The sequence below is a fragment of the uncultured Rossellomorea sp. genome, assembly GCF_947488365.1.
Classification (GTDB): Bacteria; Bacillota; Bacilli; order Bacillales; family Bacillaceae_B; genus Rossellomorea.
This window is the reverse complement of the sequence record NZ_CANKZT010000001.1, coordinates 1,043,328-1,063,040: the sequence shown is the minus strand read 5'-3', so window position 1 is coordinate 1,063,040 and position 19,713 is coordinate 1,043,328. Positions and strand designations below refer to the sequence as shown.

Here is a 19,713-nt window from a genome sequence, read left to right as displayed (position 1 = left end):
GAACATTGGGAAGAACTTAAACCCCCAATGTTCTTTTTGTTATCTATTAATGTTGTCTTTCTAAAGCCAATTTCAACCCAAAGCCAATTAATACAATGCCTGTAGCTTTCTCCATCATGCTTTGGACAATCGGAGTCATTAGCCATTTTCGTAGATAATTAATGAAAATTACATATACAATAAACCAGACGATGGACAATACCGTATATATTATTCCCATTAGTATAAGTTGTTTTGCTGCGTGAGATTGTGTGTTAACGAACTGAGGTAAAAATGTTAGAAAAAAGATTGCAACCTTAGGGTTCAAAACATTTGAAAAGAACCCCTGCTTAAAGGCCGATCCCTTTGCAGGTATCTCTTTCTGATTTTCTAACACCTGTTCTTTATTTTTCCCTTTTGATATAAATGATGAAACACCTAGATAAATTAAATAGGCAGCTCCAATGTATTTTACAATGTCAAAGGCAAGGGCAGATTGCATTAGCACCGCTGAAAGACCAAACGCAGCTGCAAATGTATGAACGAGAGCACCAGCTGTGATACCAAGAGCCATTTTAAAACCATCACTTTTTCCAGCTGATATCGTCCTCTTTGTTATTAAGGCGGTATCAATTCCAGGGCTCATCACTACGAACAAAGAAAGTACGATAAAAGTAAACAAGTCATTCATTATTCTGCTCCTCCTTACGATTTGAATAGCGTTATGATAAAATTATACTTAATTAAAGTTAATTTAGTTTAACATAGCTCAAAGGAAAAAGTTAAGTAGTATTTTATAAAATTAAATTGTATTTAACGGAGTGTGTAATGGAAAATATCAATATAGGAAAAAAAGTTGAGCAGTACAGGAAATTAAATGATTTAAGTATTCGAGAATTAGCTAAAACAGCTGAAATAACACCTTCTATGTTAAGTCAAATTGAACGGGGGATAGCAAATCCTTCTATTCAGACTCTTAAGGTCTTAGCTAAAGTCCTAAATGTCCCTACATTCAGCTTCCTGCTTGAAGAGGTAAATACAGAAGAATTAGTCGTCAGGTCAAAGAATAGAAGGAAAATGGTGATTGATCATTTGTCATATGAATTAGTATCACCTGATATTTCTGGAAAACTGGCTACGGCTATTATGAAATTCCCTCCTAATAGTACATCCTCGGAGAAGCTCTTAGGACATAAGGGGGAAGAAGTTGCATTTGTCTTAACAGGGCAAATAAGAATTAATTTAGAACAAGAAGAATATATCCTTGAAACGGGGGATAGTGTGAAGATCCCTTCACATATGAAACATCGGTGGATAAATGATAATAGTACAGAAGCAACGATCCTTTTCTCGGTCACTCCTCCCTCATTTTAGGCAGGCCATTATTCTTTTAAAGCGGGCATTGACTGGAGGTCAGCTAATTGATCGGGCTATTGCCTTCTTCAATTTTGGGGAAGTCTAGTTTAAGATTGATGTTTCATTTGTGTTCAACAATCGGCCAATTTAAATTGAATAAGAGTACACAAAAGTCGATTTCCCAACGTAAAGGGAATCGGCTTCTTTAGTTTACCTGTAGTTCATTCGATGAATTTAAAAAATGTTGTTGACTATTCAGTTGAACTGTAATAACGTATTATTAAGTTGTACTATATAGTTGAACTGAATAAAGGGTGAGAGTATGAAACATAAATTATTGCCATTGTCTGAAACCATGCATTATATTTTATTAGCTCTCCGTGAGCCACTCCACGGCTATGCCGTGATGCAAAAGATAGAAACAATAAGTAATGGCAACGTTATTTTAGCAGCAGGTACATTATACGGTGCGATTGAAAACTTGAATAAACATGGTTGGATTGAACCTGTTGGAGATTCAGGCCGGAGAAAAATATATATGATTACGACAGAAGGAAGAGCCATTTTGAAAATGGAGCAAGAAAGGCTATTGCATATTTTATCTTTGTATGAAGGAAGTGATTCGAATGAAGAAGTTTAAAGTTTTCATTAATATGGAAAAAGAAGAGCATTGGCTGAACGAGCAATTACAAAAAGGCTATCGCTGCACAAACATTAGTGGACTGGGAATATACACTTTCGAAAAAACGGATAAAAGATATGTTATGCGACTTGATTATCAAGACTATTTATCTAAGAAAAAGTTCGTGGAATACAAAGGGATCTATGAGGATTTCGGTTGGAACTATATAAAGGGGTACTGGCTTAGTGGAATACGATATTGGCAAAAGGAAAATGATGATCAAAATGAAATCTTCTCTGATCGCCAATCAAAGGGTCATTATTATAAAAGAATAATGGGTTATTCATTTTGGTTTGGTATGATGTTTCTGGCTTATTCTTTTATGTACTACAGGGATTCGACATTATATCATGAAGGTCTTTGGAGTATGGAGAATGCATTATTTTGGAAAGCGTTTTTATTTGAAACGCCATTTGTTCTTTTGAAATTGTTTCCGGCATTTATGGTTGTTTTTTTAGCTGGAAGTTATTATAAAGCTTATCGGAAGTATTCAATATTGAAAGAAGAATAGGAAGATCGTAAGCCCTCTTGTATGCCCAAGAATGTTTCCACTAAATCCCGAGTGGAAGACCCTTCCTTGCGATAGGATATTGAAGAAAGAAGTGATGAAAGAAGAATTTCCTGGCTTTTTGATCGATGGGTACTTCCAGAAGAGCTTTGGACTTGTGGATTCAATACAATGCCTGAGCAATTGGCAGAAACGTTTCTGACATGGTGCAAAAGCCAAAGGGTTGAACATATATACGTGGTTTCACACGATGGGACAATCAATTCGTATATGGAGATTATTAGAGGAGAAAAACAAACCAGAAAAGACTTTCTAACAGTTGCTGGATGGATGAAACAAAGTTACTAATCTTTAGAAAAGGGGGGGCAGAAACCAACACAATAACAATGAGCTGGTTTAGCCATATCATTTTTAGCCCTCTACTTCCCATTCTGGATTCCACACAACTTCCCACAAATGTCCGTCTAAATCCAGGAAGTGACCAGAATATCCTCCCCAAAATGTATCTTTGGCAGGATCGGTGATTTTAGCCCCTGCTGTTTCTGCTTCCAGCATCACCTGATCCACTTCCGTTTTACTGCTTACATTATGGCCGATTGTGAATTCAGAGGGACTTCTGGGAGAGAGGGGGACATTTGCTTCTTTTGCTAAACTTTTCCGTTCCCAGATTGCCAGTTTGAATCCATTTTGCAGATCGAAGAAAGCCACAGCGCCATTCTCAAATTCCTGTCCCAATATCCCTTCAGTTGGAAGATGTAGACCGTTTTTATAAAATTCCAGAGATCTTTCCAGATTATCTACTCCGAGAGTTAGTACGGTAATTCTTGGTTTCATTGTTTTTTCCTCCTTGTCTCCTGCTTCTTCTTCTCTAGGATACCTTATTCAAAGTGACCAAACTTGTAAAAAACGGACAACATTACGTTCAGGTAGGAAATACAATACTCGGAGCAAGTCCGTAAAATTGTTTGAATTCATTGCTGAAGTGAGCTTGATCATAATAACCGTAGTTAAGAGCCACTTCCATAAGACATGGATTTTGAACAGAATGAAGTTCTTTCAAAATACTTTGGAAGCGGATAATACGTGAGAACTCTTTGGGAGAGACACCTAGTTCGTCCCGGAATACTCTTCTTATCGTTCGTTCACTGTAGCTGACCTTTTTTGCTAATGTTTGAATGGAGTTCATTCCTTGATCCAAGAAAATATACTGAAGGGATGTCTGGAGTATATCTGGACTCCTTTGATTACAAAATATGTTTAAAAGGTGAATTAGTTGTGTTTCAACGATTTCCACTCTTTCAAGATTTCCTCGCGTTTCTTGAATTTCTTGGGTAAATAGTAGACCTGCTATTCCCCATACTTCTTCAAGATAGACATGTTCATTAATAAATTCTTGTACAGGATAATGTAGAAAACGCTGTGCGTGATTTGAAAATAGGCGGATGCCAAAGAAATGCTGCTCGTTCGTAAAGTTTAACGTTTCAAAACGGGTCATGAGTCCTGTAATGAAAGCTCCTTTTGAAGGAGAGGAAGCAGTTAAGTCCACTATAATATCTATACATCCATCTGGTATTACCCTGTGGGTTTCCTGGGTATCTAAAGTATGATAATCAAGGCTCCAATAACAAGCTACATAGGGACTTAGTGCATGGTTGGGGGGGTATTCCTGATAGTTACTTCCGTTTGAATGTAGGATGGAAGGGGATTGTATTGGCAGGAAAGGATTCATGACGTCACCTCGATTAGACTTGAATAGTTCTTACTACCATCTAGTTTAACCATTTCAGTGGGAGAATTCATTAGATTTGAGTGACAGGAAAGAAATATGAAAAAAGCTCCAAAGAATGCTTCCCTGGAGCTTTTTTCATGTTTATGGTTGGCTTGGGACTTTGATTGCTTTGATCATTTGTCGTATGGAACCGAGATGGTAGGCGGAGTGGGCGATTGTTCCCAACAGGCCCGTTGATGTCTGTTCATCTAAGGAGTTGAGTGAATCAATCTTTGTAAGGAGTGTGGTGTATTCTTGTTGAAGTTCAGAAGTGAACTGTGTCCATGTGTTTGTGTCTACGCTAGTGATTTTCCAGGAAGCTTCCCAGTCCTTGTCGGGTTCTTCTCCATTCAGATATGATCTCGCAACCCATAAATAATAGCGGGTATGATCGGTTTGGGCGGCGATTGTCGTACCGTTGACCGGTATAGAAGCTTCTTCTGCGGATAAATCATCGAGCGTTCCTAATAAACCACTGCCAGGCTTCGATTCTGTGTACCAGCTTCCGCTTCCTTCAGGTCCTTGGAATGTTTCCTTCAACAACGTTTTAACAGCTGCTAACATCGAATTCTTCATCTTAGTTCCTCCTGAATTTGTGATTAACCATCAAAAACACTTTAGATGGTTATAAGTTTACTCCGGTTGTTTCTAACTGTCAATATGTATTATGATGGTTAGAGTAAAGGAGTCAAGATTATGTCGGAAACAAACCCTTATATGATGGTCGGAGAACGTTTGTGTATGGATTTCATCAATACCGTCAGTTGGCGGGAAAGTGCTGAGAAAAGGCGGGATTGGTTTACGAGTTATGCTAATTTGATCGACTGGTCGGTCCATGCTGAAGTCTTGACTGCCCAACAGGCACAAGATCTTCTTGTTGAAGCCGGGGAAAACCCTTCTCAAGCAGAAGAAGTCCTGAAGCAGGCGATCGAAATGCGTGAAGTCATGTATCGAATGTTCAAGAGTATTTCAAAGAAAACCTCGCCGCACGAGCAGGATCTTGCATGCTTCAATGAATACGTGAGCCACTTCTATCGTTCTTTGCAAGTCATCCATGAGAAGGATCAATACATGTTGAAGTTTAAACAACCAGAGAAAAATCTGGACACTATGCTGCCTCCCATTTTGCAATCTGCTGTAAATTTACTTGTTTCAAAAACAGAATTGGAACGAGTCAAACAATGTGAGGGAGATCCGTGTGGATGGTTATTCTTCGATACGAGCCGGAATAGAAGTCGCCGCTGGTGTTCAATGGCTGATTGCGGCAATCGTGCGAAGGTGCGACGGTTTTATCAAAAAGGGAAGTGACCATGATCGGTCACTTCCCCACTAAAGGATGCTCGGTGTTTTGGCCAAGTAGTAAAGTGAGTTAGTTTCATAGCATGAAGATGCATGATTTTTATAGTCATTAAGGTTTTTACACGTTAGTATTTTTTTGAAAATTCCCATCTTTAATTGCTAAAATAATCCATTTTGTTATAATTAAATAGGTTAGGAAGTTGATATTAAAGGAGGTTGTGAATCGTGCGTTCAATGAAACTTCATACAAGAACAATTAAATGTACAATGTCCAAACCTTCTTATTGCATATAGTGAATCATGAGATTTCTTAATCTGATTATTAAGTGGGGACTATCGTATATTGATAGTCTCTTTTTTTTACGAAAAAAGAGCAATTGTGAATGAGGGCTGTTCTTAATCAATAGGAGGAAATGTAGATGGTGGATTTTCGATCAACGGAATTGGTAATGGAAGAACATGAACTTAAAAAATACCTGCAAGAATATAAGAGTGGGCAAAAAACATGGGACGTAAAGAATCATGTAGGACTTGTGAAATCCATGATGCATTTTATCGGTACTACGGATAGTGAGCTTAGGGACAAATTGATCTACAGCACCTTTTTTCAGTTAGCCTTAGACAACCAATTAGAGCATGAATTATTGAGTGATCTATTAGATCACTGTTTAAGTGACGATATGTTATTCAAGGGGATAGGTGAAAATGGTACGGATACCGTGTTTACAAGGGCGTTTACCTCCATTGTCATCGCCGTTATCTTATACAAGGATAATGAGGATGATTTTCTCCCCAAAAAAGCTGTTTATAAAACAAAAGATCATTTAATCAACTATATCAACTCGGAAAATGACCTGAGGGGCTTTGTTCCCGGGAAAGGCTGGGCACATAGTATAGCGCATGTGGCAGACGCGTTTGACGAATTAATACTCAATAACAAAATCGAACGGAAAGATCTTTTAGAAATGTTACGTCCACTGTGGGAGAAGATACTTGTTTCTGACAGTGTCTATGTTCATGGTGAAGATGAGAGAATTTTGACACCGATACTCGCCATGTTAGAAAAGGGAATGGACATAGGGGAAATAGAACAGTTACTAAAAGGGATACCTGCCGAACTTAAATGTAGGAAAGAACAAGTGAATGAAGAGAATTATTGGTTTTTAGAAGCTAACTGTAAGACCTTTTTAAAAAGCTTTTACGTAAAGGTATGTTCACGTGAAGATTGGATTTCTCTTCGCCGGAACATTGAGTTGTGCTTATCTGAATTATAGGGGAGGCAGGGGATGAAAAAGAATAAAATGGTCAGAGAATTCGTTGATTCCGAATTCAAAGCAGAAACGGGATATGAAGATATTCTAGAATTATCCCGTGCTTGTAAGTATTCGAAGTGCACTCATATAACCGAGGGTGACTGTGCGGTTCAAAGAGCCATCCATGAAGGCGCTCTTTCAGAAGAAAGATTTAACGCCTTTTATAAAGATAAAAACGAAGCAGAATATGTTTCTAACCAAAAGAATAAAACCAAGGCCATCGAGTATATGAAGAAAAGAGATCTGTTTAAAAGATCTTAGATCGAAGTTGCCTTAAAACAAAGGGGTCAAAAAATATGAATAAGCATGAACCTATCGAGATAGAAGGCGGATTAAGGCTGGTTTATCAAGAACCTGAAGAATACACCCGCTATTATTCCATTTACCATGGACAGAAATATGCAGATTCCTATTTTAGAAGGTCCCCGGCGACGTTAGTGGAAGTGGCAACCATTTTTGACTGCGGATATTTCGTCATGGAAGGCGAAACGATTATTGGCGGTGTACTTCTGAAACCTAATTTCATATCGGATATATTTGTAGTGCCACCCTATAAGGACTACGAAGGGTTGGCACATAAACTATTAAACTATGTCAAAAAGATATCGACTACTGAAAATAAAATCATTGTAAGAGAAGTGGTAGAAGAACAAGTGGCAGCGTATAAACAACTTGGATGCAAGATTCATGATGTGAATGTATGGATGATTCGTCCGACGGAGCCAATGAAGGCCCTTCTTCCTGAAGGATATAGATCAAGGGCTGTTTCACGTGGAGATGCGAATGATATCGCATGTTTACTCTTGAAAGCCTATAGAGCCAATCCGGTGTATAAGCAAATCGGAACGAAAGAGGATTATCTCCTCCATGTAAACGAATTTATCGATCAACATAAACATAATAAAATCATGGATGAGTGTTCAAGAGTTGTTATTGATACTCACTCGAACAACATTGTGGGCGTCTGTCTGCACATGGAATTTGAAGACTATCCACTTATCATGAGTTTAGTCGTGGACCCTGATCACCAACAGAGGGGGCTTGGACGATATTTGTTAACCCATTCGATCCATTCTTCGAGTGCAGCGTACCCGGCTACCCGCTTATCTGTCATTAAGGATAATGCAGCGATTCAACTTTATGTAGATCTTGGGTTTCTTAGAAGTAAATCGATCATTGATATGCATTTAGCATGTACAAAGGAGTAGAAGCTATGATGAGGAAACCAGAAACAAACGAATATCCCCCGTATTATAAGGAATATGTAAACAATGTACCAGATGGAGAGCTGCTCCAGATTCTTGATGATCAACAAAACGAAACCAAGAAACTGTTAAAAGACTTAAATGAGAAAACGTCAGAATATAAGTATGCTCCGGGAAAATGGACAATCAAGGAAGTCATCGGCCATATAACCGACACGGAGCGCATTATGTGCTACCGCCTTCTCAGTATTGCCAGGGGAGAACAGGAGATGCTTCCTGGATATAATGATGATGAGTATGTGAGAAGAGGAAATTTCAATCGCTTTTCATTATCGGACCTTTTACATCAGCAAGCTCTTGTCCGCCAACACACCATTCTTCTTCTAAGCAGCATGGATGAAGAAGCGTTGCGCCGGCGTGGAAACGCAAACGGTTCCGAAGTGACAGCTCGTGCGATAGGGTACATCATTGCCGGGCATGAAATTCACCATCGAAGGTTGATTAAGGATCGATATCTGAGATCTGATCAATAATGGGAGTTCAATCGAGCGTCTCTATCCCCGCCCACCCTGATCCAACATGGAGAAAAGGATACAAGAGTTCCAGTTTCAAATGCTTATGAGCTCCATAAAGGACTACGGGATATGGGAGTGGATACAGAATTAGTTACATTTAAAGGAATGGGATACAGCTCTGAGAAACCTGGAGTACACCGGGCTATTGTGAAGCAGAATCTGATGTGGTTTTCACATTATATACTTGGGGAGAGTATGGATGATTTTAGGGTAATGTGATTAATAAAAGGATATACAAAAATCTTTTTTAAAAGCCTATAAATGAAGTTCCACCTATTCAATGGTGAAAATATTTAATAATAGTAAAGGGGCAATAGCTGAAGATCACCAAAATGATCTCCAGCTATTGCCCTATTTATTTTTTCATTGAAATGAAAAAATCGAAACTTTCACTCTATTGAAAACGTCTAATAGATAGTAAGTACTAGTTGGATGAGCAAGAATCATATTGAAGGAGAATTTGGTGAACGATAACATCCTATCCCCTTCTTCTCCGGGGAAAAGTCAATTTAGATCATGAACACTCAAATGAATAGCTCCTCTACGGCTTTTCTTATTTTCAGTTAACGGGCCGTGAAGAGTGAATGGGGGATAAAACATGTGGGAACAAAAGCTAATTAAAACAGATCGAGGGGATTTCGAAATATTTGAAGCCGGGAATGGTGAACCATTATGTGTGACTCATCTATATAGCGAGTTTAACGAGCGAGGCTACCATTTCGCTGACCGGTTTTTGGAAGATTTTAAAGTGTACCTGGTCAACTTGAAAGAATCGGGGAATTCCACTGAGATTCAAGATGAAGATGAGTTAAGTATGAGTGAAACCAGCAAGGATTTAGAAGCAATCCGATCTGCTTTAGGGTATGATAGCTGGAATTTTGCAGGACATTCCACAGGTGGGATGTTAGGGCTGGTTTATGCTGCTGATTATCCAGCTTCTTTAAAGCGGTTGATTGTAGGTGGTGCCTCAGCTACAAATGAATATATGGACGATCAGGAAAGCATTTATTGTGATAGGAATCCTCTTAACAACCGATTGAAAGAGGTATTTTCCATCCTGAATTCCGATGATGCAACAAGAGAAGAACGGAAGCACGCACGTAGGGAATGGACGAAAATGTCTCTGAATGACCCAAGCAGATATGATGAATACTTTTCTAAGCCAAGCAGTGGAAAAGTGGTTCAAAAACGTTTAGAGTATTATGCTTATAACGAATTGCCAACGTTTGATATCAGAGAAGACATTTCGAATATAAAAACCCCGACAATCGTTTTTTGTGGGAAACACGACTCTCAATGCCCGTTTGTGTATTCAGAGGAAATTTTCAATCTTGTTCCCAACTCAACATTTTATATCTTTGAAAATAGTAACCATTCACCCCATCTAGAAGAACAAGAAAAATTCAGCGGGATGGTGAAAGACTCTTTTCACTTGGTCTGAATTGATAGAAGTGAATAAATCAAAAGAGGCTGGGACAAAAGTGTTTTAGTCTAAGCAAGACCCGAACCAATCCGCTACTTAGAGGCAGATTGGTTCGGGTTTATTATTTAACCTTGGTCCTTTTGATTTTAGCAGTCTCCAGCGGTTGATTGGAGTGCAAGACGAAGACTCCTGCGGGAAAAGTAGCTTATGTGAGACCCGTCCAGGCTCCGGGGCTTAGAGGCACATGTCATAAGGCGAAGCGGCCAAGAAGGCAAAGAACGCCTTCGTGGCCGCTTCGCCTTATGACACCCGCCTCTGAACAAAGCCCCTCCGCTTTTCTTCCCGCAGGCTTGCCGAGGAGGCTCACGGGCTACCCGCGGAAAGCGTAGTCTTGCACGGAAATCATTAGCGGTATTAAGAACCTACACTTCTATTAATCGTCTTCATTTCGTGATTTTTTAGTTTTGTCCCAGCCTCTTTTACCTTATGGCTTGAGAACAAACTTCCAATAAGCAAAACAGATAAACGTACAAATCCACGAAACAAATCCAAAGGCGGTGACAATGGTCGTTTCACCCCAACCATATTTTAAGCCGTTGTGATAATGAATCGGAGTCATTCTGAAGATTCGTTTCCCCTATCGGGTGGCTGAAGAAGGATATTGTTTTTATTTCTTGAAATTCTAATATAGTGGAGAAATTAATGAAATTAGAGAAGGGAGCGAGTTTATTATGTTGATAAAAGGTTTCGGGGGAATATTTTGGAGGACTAAAAACCTGGATACTATTAAAAGATGGTACAGTGAAGTGTTGAAGATTGAAATGGAAGATTGGAATGGGACTATTATTAAACCCCAATCAGGAAATGAAACCATTTTTTCTTTCTTTACTGAAGATGACCCTTACTTCCCAACAGAACAGCAAGTGATGTTGAATTTCCAAGTTTATAATATAAACGAAACGATTGAGCACCTGGAACAAGTCGGTGTACCTCTTGTAAAGGAAAAAGAGGTAAGTGAATTTGGTACGTTTATTTGGATTAAAGATCCTGAAGGTAGACTGATTGAGCTATGGGAGAAATAATGGGTTGTCATTATTCTTATTATGTTTAATAAACGGTCCATTCTTAAAAAGAGAGGAGTTTTTTGAGGATGTCTTGAAGTATACGGGATAGAGAAATGCTGCAGAATCAAGTCACCAGAGCAGGAGGTGTCAATGTGGATCCAACAGGAACCGTACATATATTAAATGGAACAGAAATGTATAAGAATTTCAAAGAGACACAGTTTCTTGAAGCCGAAAGGATGATTCCCTTTAACGAAGCAATGTGTTATGGGGACACCTGCGATGATTTATTTTCCGATCAATTTACAGAAATACGTGCGAAGGTTCATCATGTAACGCCAGTTCAATATGCTGAAATCACCCTAAAGCCATTGCAGCCTCTCTTTTGTGAGGATTATGATCATATAGCCCTATGGTTTGATGAGGATATGTTTTGTCAAATGAATCTTCTCACCATACTCGCCTGGTTAGATCAAACTGAGTATGAAGGTTCAATTGATCTCCATCTTGTCGGAGATGATTTTCAACCTATAAGGTATTACAGCCTAAAAGCAAAAGGATATGATCAACTCTACAAACAAGTATTGATTCATAAAGCTATGCCTAAGGAAGTTCATCCAATCCCTTTATACAAAGGAATTGAACTGTATTTGAATTACCTTAAGAAAGATAGTGATCTTATGCTGTATATTCAACAGCACCAAGACGTCCGATAAAAGAACTGGTGTCTCTTCTAATCGAAAATTTCAAAGACCATGGCTTAGGAGATACACAATACTTTGAAATGATACAATCTTATCGTCAAAAGTCATGACATCCTATAGGGGCGTCGACTAAATTGTGCACAGATTGTCGGATGGATTATCGCATTCTTTACTAACATTGTTGGTGAAAGGAGGTTATTTGATGGATTCTTTAAGAAGGATGAATGAGGCATTGGCTTACATTGAAGAGCACCTGACGGAGGAAATTGATTATAGCGAAATATCAAAAATGGCTTACTGTTCAGAGTATCATTTTAAACGGATGTTTTCTTTTTTATCAGGCATATCCTTATCAGAATATATTCGGAGAAGAAGACTGACGCTTGCTGCCCTTGATTTGAAAGATAGTGACTTGAGAATAATCGATATTGCGGTCAAATACGGATATCGTTCAGCGGATTCATTCACCCGTGCTTTTCATTCGTTGCATGGCTTTCTCCCTTCTGAAGCAAGAAGAGAGCATACACCGTTAAAAGCTTATCCTAAAATGACCTTCCAACTCACAATAAGAGGAGGATGCGAAATGAATTATCGTATTGTTGAAAAAGCACCATTTAAGGTAGTGGGCTTTAAGAAAAGGGTTCCAATAATCTTTAACGGGGTTAATCCAGATGTTGCCGAAATGTATGGGCGATTAACACCTGAGGTAATTAAACAACTAAAAGCACTTTCAAACATAGAACCAACAGGTATTATTAGTGCTTCAACTAATTTTTCTGAAGGAAGAATGGAAGAAAAGGGAGAGTTAGATCATTACATCGGGGTGGCAACTTCAAGTGATGAAACAGGAGAATTTGATGCATTAAAAATAAAAGCCAGTACCTGGGCCGTATTCGAATCGATTGGACCATTTCCGGAAACACTTCAGAATGTGTGGGGCAGGATATACTCAGAGTGGTTTCCGGATTCAGGCTATGAAGCAGTTGAAGGTCCTGAAATGGTATGGAATGAGAGTAAGGACACAGGGAATCCAAAGTATAGAAGTGAGATTTGGATTCCAGTAAAGAAAAAGAACGTTGGATAAATTTGTAACTATACTTAAGGGCACTCTTTTGTGAGTGTCTTTTTGCACATCTAAATGAGCATTAAAGTATCGTTTCATATAAATGGCTAGTTGTACCAACTTTATCAACTTGTGATTATGGATCAGATTTGTCCGATGCAAAGTTAAATCAGTTAGTTTGATTCGTTCAACCCCTGAAATTATTGAAACCATTTGAGGCGTTGGTTACCGCTTTAAGGAAATAAGTTTTTGAAAACAGAATGGCCTAGTAAATGGACAATAAATGGACAATAAATAGTAGACAGTATATAAATGAAATAACCCAAAAATACATGAAAGTGAGTGGAAGATGTATGAATAATCTCTCTCAAATGAGAATTCAAAAGCAGGCACATGAAATTTTTGAGGCATTTGTTGATCCTGAAAAAATAGGTAACTTTTGGTTTTCTTCAAGTTCTGAAAGGTGGGAGGAAGGAAGGGTTGTTACTTTAAGATATGAAGAATATGACGCACAAGGGGATATAGACATAAAAGAAATTCAAGAACATAAAAAGATTGTCTTCGAGTGGGCAGGTAGCCATAAAGTAACCATAACATTTGAGCAAGAAGAAAAAGGCAGCACAATTGTCGTAGTCAAAGAAGAAGGATTTGATGAGAACCACGAAAATCTTATCAACCAATTATTAGACAATAAAGAGGGTTGGGTATACATGCTGACATGCTTGAAGGGATACATGGAGTATGGTGTCAATCTTAGAGCGGCGCTGGTTAAGTGAGACTAGAGTAAGTGAAAAATAATATCATATTTTGAAATAAGGTGCTTAAAGCTTGATCTAAGTACCTTATTTTTTCATCATATAATTTTACAAAAATATGAAACCTGTAACTAACTGATTCGTCTTAGCATTAAAGGGGAATGAGGTGATGGAAGTGTGAGAAAGGTGAAGAACGAAGACCATTCAGAAGACAGGGATTCCTGGCTGGAAGGAATCATGGATGAGTACGGAGAACGCCTTACGAAATTGGCTTACAACTATGTGAAAGATTGGAGTATGGCCGAAGACATCGTTCAGGATGTATTTGTCACATGCTTCAAGCATTATGAAAAAATAGATGAGATTAAATCTTTTAAAGCGTGGATTTATCGGCTGATTATTAATCGATCGAAAGATGTCCTGAAGAGTTCATCGTTTAAGAGAGTGGTGATGAATTCAAGCCTGTTTTCTCTTTTCACTTCCAAGGAACCGTTACCTGAAATGAGTGTCCTGAAGCGAAATGAGGAAGAGATTCTTTCAAGGTGTGTCCTTGCCCTGCCCGTAAAGTATCGGGAAGTCATTACACTGTATTATTATGAAGATTGTTCGATAGATGAAATTAAAGGGTTGTTAGGCTTGAACCGGAATACGATCAAAATAAGATTGACCAGAGGCAGGGCTAAGCTGAGAAAAATGATGGAAAGGTGGGACCATGATGGAAAATGAGCTTAATGAGTTGAAGAAAGCGATGGATTCTACGACTCATAAAGGCCGGCACTTTACGGAATGTCAAAAAAGTAAAATCCGTCATGCCGTTCATAATCAGGTGGGGACAAAGAGCCCTAAACCATTCATTATTTTTATCATGACGACTGTTACCATTTGTTTAATAGGTTTCTTCGTTTCAACAGAGTTGTTGGTTAAGCAGAATGGAGCGATGAATGGTAGTCCGAACACATGGCAAGTAAAACACGATTATACAGAAGATAATAGGCTCGTTTTCAGCATATTTCCTGATCCCGAACTGCATGAAGGTAAGCCTTATGGATATATTTTCAGTTTCAAAGAACCTTTTGACACATTCAAAGGGAAAGAACTTTCCATTTCGGCGGTTCATAAGGAAACGGGGCAACGAATCGAAGTGGTGTCTCCTCAAATAATAACGGAGCCCTCAAATGGGTACTCAAGCTTACAGCGCTTCGCGGCGAGTTTTCAGGTTCCGGACAGCGGATTATGGAGGTATGAAGTCTACCTTAACGGCAAGACTTACGGTGATGTCGTGGTGAGTGTAGGTAAAAAGGAAGAAGGAAGTCCCATCATTTTACCCGAGGGTATTCCTGACTACGTTCAAAAAAGTGATTTTGACAAAATCAATTGGGATCGGAAGGCAACCGAATTTGGGCGGAATTTGATAGGGAATGAAAACAGATCCGGCATCATTGGTGCGGACATGCCAAGCCTGACCGGACAAAAATGGATGTGGCATCTGTGGGACACGGAGGCTTCAGAACTAACAGTGGTTGGTTATCACAGGGAGTCGGGAACCGTCCAGCCTGTATTGAATAACGGTGAGACCTGGAGCATTCCCCTAGGTGGAGAGAACAACGGTGCGGATGTTCATGCTCCGTCGTCAGTTACCATTCCTGAACGTGGCGAGTGGGCGTTCGTGCTTTATGCGGGTGGGGAGTTGTTTGATGTGGTTGTGTTAGAGATTGAAAAGTGACTTGTTAGTAGTAGAGGTCATTTTTTTAGAATGACTGTTAAGCCGGGGTTATGCCCGGCTTATTGTATGATCCGTTTGTCGAAAAATCTTGGCCTTTTGACTGGAAGGCTACAAGATTTACCCCTTCATTTTATAAAAAACAATTTCCTCAATATTCCGCAACCATTGCTTAGCATCAGTACCATCCTTGTTCCCCATCCACAGATCCCTTGTCGTATCTGTTAAAGATGTCCCTCTTAACCAAACGAGTTTTGAAATGGACGCGATGAACTGAGGAGCATAGTCTCCATATCCTTTAGGAGGACTCGTAATTTTCATTTGGTGATTCGAATCGATATTCAGAGTATAAAGGGCAGGCAGCGGGTGCTTACTGAAGTCATTGGTCCACTCCTGTTCTTTGATTCTCGAAACGACCAGTGATTTGTCAGTCATCCAGTCAAAATCCAGATCAGCGAAATGGGCAGGGGTGTAAGTTCCTGAAACAGGCATTTCTTTTACCTTTAAATCTTTGTTTTTGAACCCGAAAACAATTCTTCCACCGCCAGCGATATAGGCAATCGTATCAGTGGAGGGTGACCACTTGGGCTCGCCTACTTGCAAAATCATCTCGTCTAATACTTCGAAGTTATTTCCTTCCTTATCGATGATGCAAACCATATTGCTATCCATGGACCAGGAGGCGGTTGGAGACACCACAAATGAAATCCACCTGCCGCTCGGTGAGTAGGACAGCTGCTCGGCATAGACCGCGATCAGTTTGTTTAGATCACTTGTCCCGATTTCCCTTGGGAGTGTAAAGAATGGCTCCACCCCTCCAAAAAGAACAATGTCTTCATAGTTATCGCCGACTTTTTTTATGAATAAAGAGGCGCTTGACCATCCATCCGGGCTGAGTGTTCCTGATGAAGAAAGAAGGAATCCACTACCGTCCGGAAACCACGTGAAGTCACTGACCCCGGTTGCAATGTTGTAGAAACGCTTGAGGTCTGAAATATCTAAAATTCCTCTATTATTATAAGCAACATGGTTTTTATGGGGAGCCCATTCTGGAGAATGACCGTTATAAGAAATTTTCTTCTTTTTCCCCGTTTTAAGATTGTAAGTCCACAGTTCTGACTGCATTTCCCCTTTATCGAATTCAGAAGTGGTTTCTACTTGATAGGCAAGCCAGGTTCCGTCGGTTGACCATTTGGGTTGAGAGTGGACGTTTTCGGAATTCGTTATTTGTGTTTCTTGGCTATCTATCAAGGTCCACAAATTCCCCTCCCTTATAAAAGCAGCTTTAACTTGATTCTCTAGGGATGCGGAGGGTGTTGATGGAAAAATAAGAGCAAGAATGATGGTAAAGACGATAGCTTTTTTCATTGTGAATTCTCCTTTTTGCATATGCCCTTACTATTTTCCCGGATGGCTTACATTATGTGAAAAAGAGTGTGGAAAGGAAAGATGTGGTCTGGCCAGATTCTTTGTCCCCACCCTATTAAAAGAAGGAGTTCTTCACTTTATGCTGAAGTACTATCAATATGAAACTTCAATTCCAAGGAGGAAAACACTTATGAAACGAACTGACTTGCTCTTAAGAATGCTCGATACTACATACGACCAGGAAAGTTGGTATGCCCCATTCAAACCTTCAATAGAAGGAATCACAGCAGCACAGGCGAGATGGAGACCGGATGGAGAGGCGACCAAAACCATATGGGAGAATGTAAATCATCTTACTTATTACAAAGAAAGACTAACAGCACAATTAGAAGGCCGAGAATGGAATCAAACCCTCGATGGAAATGAAACCTTCTACCTTACGGAACAACTAAATGACGACAAGGCCTGGAGAGCAGTCGTTGAACGTGCTGATGCCGCTCACCGTCTTTTAAGAGAAGCACTTGGTAGAACTACGACTGAAGAACTTGAACATAATGCTCTGGAAGAAAAGCTCTTAGACATCATGCTTCATGAGGCATACCATACGGGTCAAATTATTCAAATGAGGAAAATGCAAGGTTCCTGGCCGTCACATCGTTGATTGAAAGAACAAGATATAAAAGTAATCGCTGGACGGTTTCATCCACAATATCGAAAGGGTGGTTTATATGAATCTGGCATTAAAGGAGATCAATGCTGACAATTGGGAGGAATGTGTAACCTTATCTGTTTCGGAACATCAGAAGGAATTTGTCGCAGATAACGCTTATTCATTGCTGCAATCAACATTTATGGAAGAACAATATCCATTGGCTATTTATCATCAACATAGCATGGTAGGGTTCATCATGTATGGGATCGACCCTGACACAAACCGTATGGAGATGAGCCGGTTAATGATCGATCAGAATTATCAAGGGAGAGGCTATGGGAAAAAGGCAACGCAACTACTTTTAAAAGAACTGACACATACATATGGAAATATAGAATTATTCACAAGTGCGGAACCGGAGAATGTGAGTGCTATAAAGTTATATAAAAGTCTGGGATTTGAGAAGACGGGTGAAATGATGTGGGGGGAAGTTGTGTTGAAGACGCAACTTTAGTATACAAGTGATTTCGTACTCTATAAAAAGCGATTAAAAGGGTTGATACGTCAATGAAAAAGTATAGCCTTCTTTTATTTGACTTGGATGACACGCTACTTGAAAATTCTTCCTGGTTTGACGAAGGACTGGTTCAGTCTCTTACAGAGCATTCACTGACAAATAGGCTTCTTTTTTTATAACTATATATATATCGAGTTGTTGTCAGTAAACTGGAATAATTGGAATTGTCAGTAATGAAGCTAAGTCATATAAGCATGCTCCAAATAGCCGTAACTATAAATAAAATTCGACAAGGATGTTACATTATTTCGAATCAGGATTGATTATTGGAATTTCGGATTAATTAATCTGTAATAGGATTAATAATCTCAAATCAGGATAAATAGTGTCTCCTAATGGATTAAAAAGTGTATACGGCTATGATCAACCATGTTATTTCAAGTGAAGAGTAGTCTATTCTTGTCATAGGATATGAAAAAGTGGTGGGAGCGTGTAAAACTTGAACAAATAAGGGAGGGGAAATGATGAACTATGTCCAAGATCTGCGAAAACTGGTTGGCACCAGCCCCTTAATCCTACCCGGATCTGTCGTCATTATCTTAAACGATCATCATGAACTGCTTCTGCAGCACCGGACGGACGGTGGTTGGGGACTGCCGGGAGGATTGATGGAATTGGGGGAAAGTTTAGAGGAGACAGCAAAGCGAGAAGTGATGGAAGAAACCGGTCTTGAGATAGGGGAACTGACTCTGGTAAATGTGTTCTCCGGGCCGGACTATTATTTTAAAGTATCGAATGGGGATGAATTGTATTCCGTCACAGCCGTTTATACCACAAAGGACATAAGAGGGAAATTGGAGGTCGATAAAACAGAATCTGTTGATATCAAATTTTTCAAACTCAATAATCTGCCAGATGGTTTAACGGACGAATATAAAAGCTATATCAAGCCATACATAGATCAATTAAAGAAAGAATCCGAGGTGCAAGAATGAACGCTTCAGAAAGTATTTTAAAGACGTGGGAGAAATTCAATGATTTTCCCATGGAGACATTAACAAAGGTTTGGTTTTATAACGGGGGAAGCGAGAAGAAACAGCGGGATGTTTCTCTAATGAAGGAGCATCGGGAACAATTCGGGATGTCCGGGAATTGTTTCGATCTTGCACTCTGGTTACTTGATGAATTTAAGAAGGATGGCGTCATAGCTTATCCCGTTGGTCATAACCTGAACTCGGAAGATGCTCATGCGGCTGTCATCGCACTGAATGAAAAGGGTGAACGCTTCCTTTGTGATTTAGGTGACCAATGGTTGAATCCGATATTAATAGATACGGATAGCATAGATTATACCAACGAAAAGGTAAGTGGTTTCTTCCCTGCAGCAAGGGTACAGGTTCAAGATCACCCATCAGGTACAGAAATTCTTTATCATCGACCAAATGGAAAAGTATCGAGGCAAGTTTTTCAGACAGAGCCAGTTGAGATGGATACTTTTATAATGGCTGCTGAGCATTCTCAACATATGATAAAGAACCATCCATTATTGGAATGCAGAATCCCGTACAAATCTGAAATTGCTCATTGGGAGTTTTATAACTGGGAGAGCTTTCTAAGTACGACAGAAGGGCTGATGAAGGATCCGAAGCTTGAAACGGTGGAAGAATGGGCTGAAAGAATCCATGGGAAAACGAAATACAACAAAGCGGTTCTATTTGAAGTATTAAATCATTACAAAAGCACTCAACTATGAAAAGGAAAA

Annotated in this window: 24 protein-coding genes and 1 pseudogene; 20 read left to right on the top strand and 5 right to left on the bottom strand. The window is 39.4% G+C overall.

Annotated elements, in window-relative coordinates; all coding sequences use genetic code 11:
• Positions 1-46: 46 nt before the first annotated feature.
• Complete coding sequence (locus Q1B03_RS05600; protein WP_299739039.1) at positions 47-670, bottom strand: LysE family translocator; 624 nt, start codon at positions 668-670, stop codon at positions 47-49.
• Between the two features lie 137 nt (positions 671-807).
• Here Q1B03_RS05600 and Q1B03_RS05595 point away from each other — a divergent pair, with 137 nt between their 5' ends.
• The 3 genes from Q1B03_RS05595 (at position 808) to Q1B03_RS05585 (ending at position 2,528) form a co-directional block, all read left to right on the top strand.
• Positions 808-1,353 carry a helix-turn-helix domain-containing protein gene (locus tag Q1B03_RS05595; protein ID WP_299739037.1) on the top strand — a complete coding sequence of 182 codons (546 nt, stop codon included), beginning with the start codon at positions 808-810 and terminating at the stop codon, positions 1,351-1,353.
• Between the two features lie 304 nt (positions 1,354-1,657).
• The gene (locus Q1B03_RS05590) at positions 1,658-1,975 is read left to right on the top strand and encodes a PadR family transcriptional regulator (protein ID WP_299739035.1); all 318 of its coding nucleotides are present in this window, start codon (positions 1,658-1,660) and stop codon (positions 1,973-1,975) included.
• Positions 1,962-2,528: a DUF2812 domain-containing protein gene (locus Q1B03_RS05585; RefSeq protein ID WP_299739033.1), complete on the top strand. Its 567-nt coding sequence runs from the start codon at positions 1,962-1,964 to the stop codon at positions 2,526-2,528. The genes Q1B03_RS05590 and Q1B03_RS05585 overlap by 14 nt, the downstream gene beginning before the upstream one ends.
• A gap of 408 nt (positions 2,529-2,936) precedes the next feature.
• Here the strand turns inward: Q1B03_RS05585 and Q1B03_RS05580 are convergent, their stop codons facing one another.
• The 3 genes from Q1B03_RS05580 to Q1B03_RS05570 form a co-directional block, all read right to left on the bottom strand.
• Positions 2,937-3,359 (bottom strand): VOC family protein, encoded by a 423-nt coding sequence (locus tag Q1B03_RS05580; protein WP_299739031.1) that lies wholly within the window; start codon positions 3,357-3,359, stop codon positions 2,937-2,939.
• Positions 3,360-3,447: 88 nt separating this feature from the next.
• Positions 3,448-4,254, bottom strand: a complete 807-nt coding sequence (locus Q1B03_RS05575) for a helix-turn-helix domain-containing protein (protein WP_366141275.1) — start codon at positions 4,252-4,254, stop codon at positions 3,448-3,450.
• A 141-nt stretch (positions 4,255-4,395) separates the two neighbouring features.
• Complete coding sequence (locus Q1B03_RS05570; protein ID WP_299739029.1) at positions 4,396-4,869, bottom strand: hypothetical protein; 474 nt, start codon at positions 4,867-4,869, stop codon at positions 4,396-4,398.
• Between the two features lie 120 nt (positions 4,870-4,989).
• On the opposite strand from Q1B03_RS05570, the gene Q1B03_RS05565 reads away from it, so the two are divergent.
• From Q1B03_RS05565 to Q1B03_RS05505, 13 genes and pseudogenes are all read left to right on the top strand, one after another.
• Positions 4,990-5,601, top strand: a complete 612-nt coding sequence (locus Q1B03_RS05565; protein WP_299739027.1) for a CGNR zinc finger domain-containing protein — start codon at positions 4,990-4,992, stop codon at positions 5,599-5,601.
• A gap of 410 nt (positions 5,602-6,011) precedes the next feature.
• Positions 6,012-6,866 (top strand): DUF2785 domain-containing protein, encoded by an 855-nt coding sequence (locus Q1B03_RS05560; protein WP_299739025.1) that lies wholly within the window; start codon positions 6,012-6,014, stop codon positions 6,864-6,866.
• A gap of 12 nt (positions 6,867-6,878) precedes the next feature.
• On the top strand, positions 6,879-7,166 hold the full coding sequence (locus Q1B03_RS05555) for a hypothetical protein (protein WP_299739023.1): 288 nt from the start codon (positions 6,879-6,881) through the stop codon (positions 7,164-7,166).
• A gap of 35 nt (positions 7,167-7,201) precedes the next feature.
• Entirely contained in the window at positions 7,202-8,113 is a 912-nt protein-coding gene (locus Q1B03_RS05550) for a GNAT family N-acetyltransferase (protein WP_299739021.1), read from the top strand.
• Positions 8,114-8,118: 5 nt separating this feature from the next.
• A complete protein-coding gene (locus Q1B03_RS05545) occupies positions 8,119-8,643 on the top strand; it encodes a DinB family protein (RefSeq protein ID WP_299739019.1) in 525 nt (174 codons plus the stop codon).
• Positions 8,644-8,673: 30 nt separating this feature from the next.
• Positions 8,674-8,904, top strand: a pseudogene (locus Q1B03_RS05540) (prolyl oligopeptidase family serine peptidase); the annotation flags it as partial.
• Between the two features lie 379 nt (positions 8,905-9,283).
• Positions 9,284-10,126, top strand: a complete 843-nt coding sequence (locus Q1B03_RS05535) for an alpha/beta fold hydrolase (protein ID WP_299739017.1) — start codon at positions 9,284-9,286, stop codon at positions 10,124-10,126.
• A 716-nt stretch (positions 10,127-10,842) separates the two neighbouring features.
• The gene (locus tag Q1B03_RS05530) at positions 10,843-11,190 is read left to right on the top strand and encodes a VOC family protein (protein ID WP_299739667.1); all 348 of its coding nucleotides are present in this window, start codon (positions 10,843-10,845) and stop codon (positions 11,188-11,190) included.
• Positions 11,191-11,324: 134 nt separating this feature from the next.
• Positions 11,325-11,888: an AraC family transcriptional regulator gene (locus tag Q1B03_RS05525; RefSeq protein ID WP_299739015.1), complete on the top strand. Its 564-nt coding sequence runs from the start codon at positions 11,325-11,327 to the stop codon at positions 11,886-11,888.
• Positions 11,889-12,078: 190 nt separating this feature from the next.
• Positions 12,079-12,960, top strand: coding sequence for an AraC family transcriptional regulator (locus tag Q1B03_RS05520; protein WP_299739014.1), 882 nt, complete (start codon positions 12,079-12,081; stop codon positions 12,958-12,960).
• A 332-nt stretch (positions 12,961-13,292) separates the two neighbouring features.
• On the top strand, positions 13,293-13,715 hold the full coding sequence (locus Q1B03_RS05515) for an SRPBCC family protein (protein WP_299739665.1): 423 nt from the start codon (positions 13,293-13,295) through the stop codon (positions 13,713-13,715).
• 156 nt (positions 13,716-13,871) lie between these two features.
• A complete protein-coding gene (locus Q1B03_RS05510) occupies positions 13,872-14,420 on the top strand; it encodes a sigma-70 family RNA polymerase sigma factor (RefSeq protein ID WP_299739012.1) in 549 nt (182 codons plus the stop codon).
• On the top strand, positions 14,407-15,417 hold the full coding sequence (locus Q1B03_RS05505; RefSeq protein ID WP_299739010.1) for a hypothetical protein: 1,011 nt from the start codon (positions 14,407-14,409) through the stop codon (positions 15,415-15,417). Before Q1B03_RS05510 ends, Q1B03_RS05505 begins: the two co-directional genes overlap by 14 nt.
• Before the next feature lie 117 nt (positions 15,418-15,534).
• Here Q1B03_RS05505 and Q1B03_RS05500 read toward each other — a convergent pair whose 3' ends face one another.
• Entirely contained in the window at positions 15,535-16,782 is a 1,248-nt protein-coding gene (locus tag Q1B03_RS05500; protein WP_299739009.1) for a hypothetical protein, read from the bottom strand.
• 190 nt (positions 16,783-16,972) lie between these two features.
• Here Q1B03_RS05500 and Q1B03_RS05495 point away from each other — a divergent pair, with 190 nt between their 5' ends.
• The 4 genes from Q1B03_RS05495 to Q1B03_RS05480 all read left to right on the top strand — a co-directional run bounded on the left by Q1B03_RS05495 (position 16,973) and on the right by Q1B03_RS05480 (position 19,704).
• Positions 16,973-17,443, top strand: coding sequence for a DinB family protein (locus tag Q1B03_RS05495; protein WP_299739008.1), 471 nt, complete (start codon positions 16,973-16,975; stop codon positions 17,441-17,443).
• Positions 17,444-17,510: 67 nt separating this feature from the next.
• Entirely contained in the window at positions 17,511-17,948 is a 438-nt protein-coding gene (locus tag Q1B03_RS05490; protein ID WP_299739007.1) for a GNAT family N-acetyltransferase, read from the top strand.
• 527 nt (positions 17,949-18,475) lie between these two features.
• Entirely contained in the window at positions 18,476-18,946 is a 471-nt protein-coding gene (locus tag Q1B03_RS05485) for an NUDIX hydrolase (protein ID WP_299739663.1), read from the top strand.
• The gene (locus Q1B03_RS05480; RefSeq protein ID WP_299739006.1) at positions 18,943-19,704 is read left to right on the top strand and encodes a hypothetical protein; all 762 of its coding nucleotides are present in this window, start codon (positions 18,943-18,945) and stop codon (positions 19,702-19,704) included. Before Q1B03_RS05485 ends, Q1B03_RS05480 begins: the two co-directional genes overlap by 4 nt.
• Positions 19,705-19,713: the final 9 nt, after the last annotated feature.

Bases quoted from the DNA above. Each gene is read 5' to 3' on its own strand.
- Q1B03_RS05600 (WP_299739039.1), bottom strand. From the start codon at position 670: ATGAATGACTTGTTTACTTTTATCGTACTTTCTTTGTTCGTAGTGATG.
- Q1B03_RS05595 (WP_299739037.1), top strand. From the start codon at position 808: ATGGAAAATATCAATATAGGAAAAAAAGTTGAGCAGTACAGGAAATTA.
- Q1B03_RS05590 (WP_299739035.1), top strand. From the start codon at position 1,658: ATGAAACATAAATTATTGCCATTGTCTGAAACCATGCATTATATTTTA.
- Q1B03_RS05585 (WP_299739033.1), top strand. From the start codon at position 1,962: ATGAAGAAGTTTAAAGTTTTCATTAATATGGAAAAAGAAGAGCATTGG.
- Q1B03_RS05580 (WP_299739031.1), bottom strand. From the start codon at position 3,359: ATGAAACCAAGAATTACCGTACTAACTCTCGGAGTAGATAATCTGGAA.
- Q1B03_RS05575 (WP_366141275.1), bottom strand. From the start codon at position 4,254: ATGAATCCTTTCCTGCCAATACAATCCCCTTCCATCCTACATTCAAAC.
- Q1B03_RS05570 (WP_299739029.1), bottom strand. From the start codon at position 4,869: ATGAAGAATTCGATGTTAGCAGCTGTTAAAACGTTGTTGAAGGAAACA.
- Q1B03_RS05565 (WP_299739027.1), top strand. From the start codon at position 4,990: ATGTCGGAAACAAACCCTTATATGATGGTCGGAGAACGTTTGTGTATG.
- Q1B03_RS05560 (WP_299739025.1), top strand. From the start codon at position 6,012: ATGGTGGATTTTCGATCAACGGAATTGGTAATGGAAGAACATGAACTT.
- Q1B03_RS05555 (WP_299739023.1), top strand. From the start codon at position 6,879: ATGAAAAAGAATAAAATGGTCAGAGAATTCGTTGATTCCGAATTCAAA.
- Q1B03_RS05550 (WP_299739021.1), top strand. From the start codon at position 7,202: ATGAATAAGCATGAACCTATCGAGATAGAAGGCGGATTAAGGCTGGTT.
- Q1B03_RS05545 (WP_299739019.1), top strand. From the start codon at position 8,119: ATGATGAGGAAACCAGAAACAAACGAATATCCCCCGTATTATAAGGAA.
- Q1B03_RS05535 (WP_299739017.1), top strand. From the start codon at position 9,284: ATGTGGGAACAAAAGCTAATTAAAACAGATCGAGGGGATTTCGAAATA.
- Q1B03_RS05520 (WP_299739014.1), top strand. From the start codon at position 12,079: ATGGATTCTTTAAGAAGGATGAATGAGGCATTGGCTTACATTGAAGAG.
- Q1B03_RS05515 (WP_299739665.1), top strand. From the start codon at position 13,293: ATGAATAATCTCTCTCAAATGAGAATTCAAAAGCAGGCACATGAAATT.
- Q1B03_RS05505 (WP_299739010.1), top strand. From the start codon at position 14,407: ATGATGGAAAATGAGCTTAATGAGTTGAAGAAAGCGATGGATTCTACG.
- Q1B03_RS05500 (WP_299739009.1), bottom strand. From the start codon at position 16,782: ATGAAAAAAGCTATCGTCTTTACCATCATTCTTGCTCTTATTTTTCCA.
- Q1B03_RS05495 (WP_299739008.1), top strand. From the start codon at position 16,973: ATGAAACGAACTGACTTGCTCTTAAGAATGCTCGATACTACATACGAC.
- Q1B03_RS05490 (WP_299739007.1), top strand. From the start codon at position 17,511: ATGAATCTGGCATTAAAGGAGATCAATGCTGACAATTGGGAGGAATGT.
- Q1B03_RS05485 (WP_299739663.1), top strand. From the start codon at position 18,476: ATGAACTATGTCCAAGATCTGCGAAAACTGGTTGGCACCAGCCCCTTA.
- Q1B03_RS05480 (WP_299739006.1), top strand. From the start codon at position 18,943: ATGAACGCTTCAGAAAGTATTTTAAAGACGTGGGAGAAATTCAATGAT.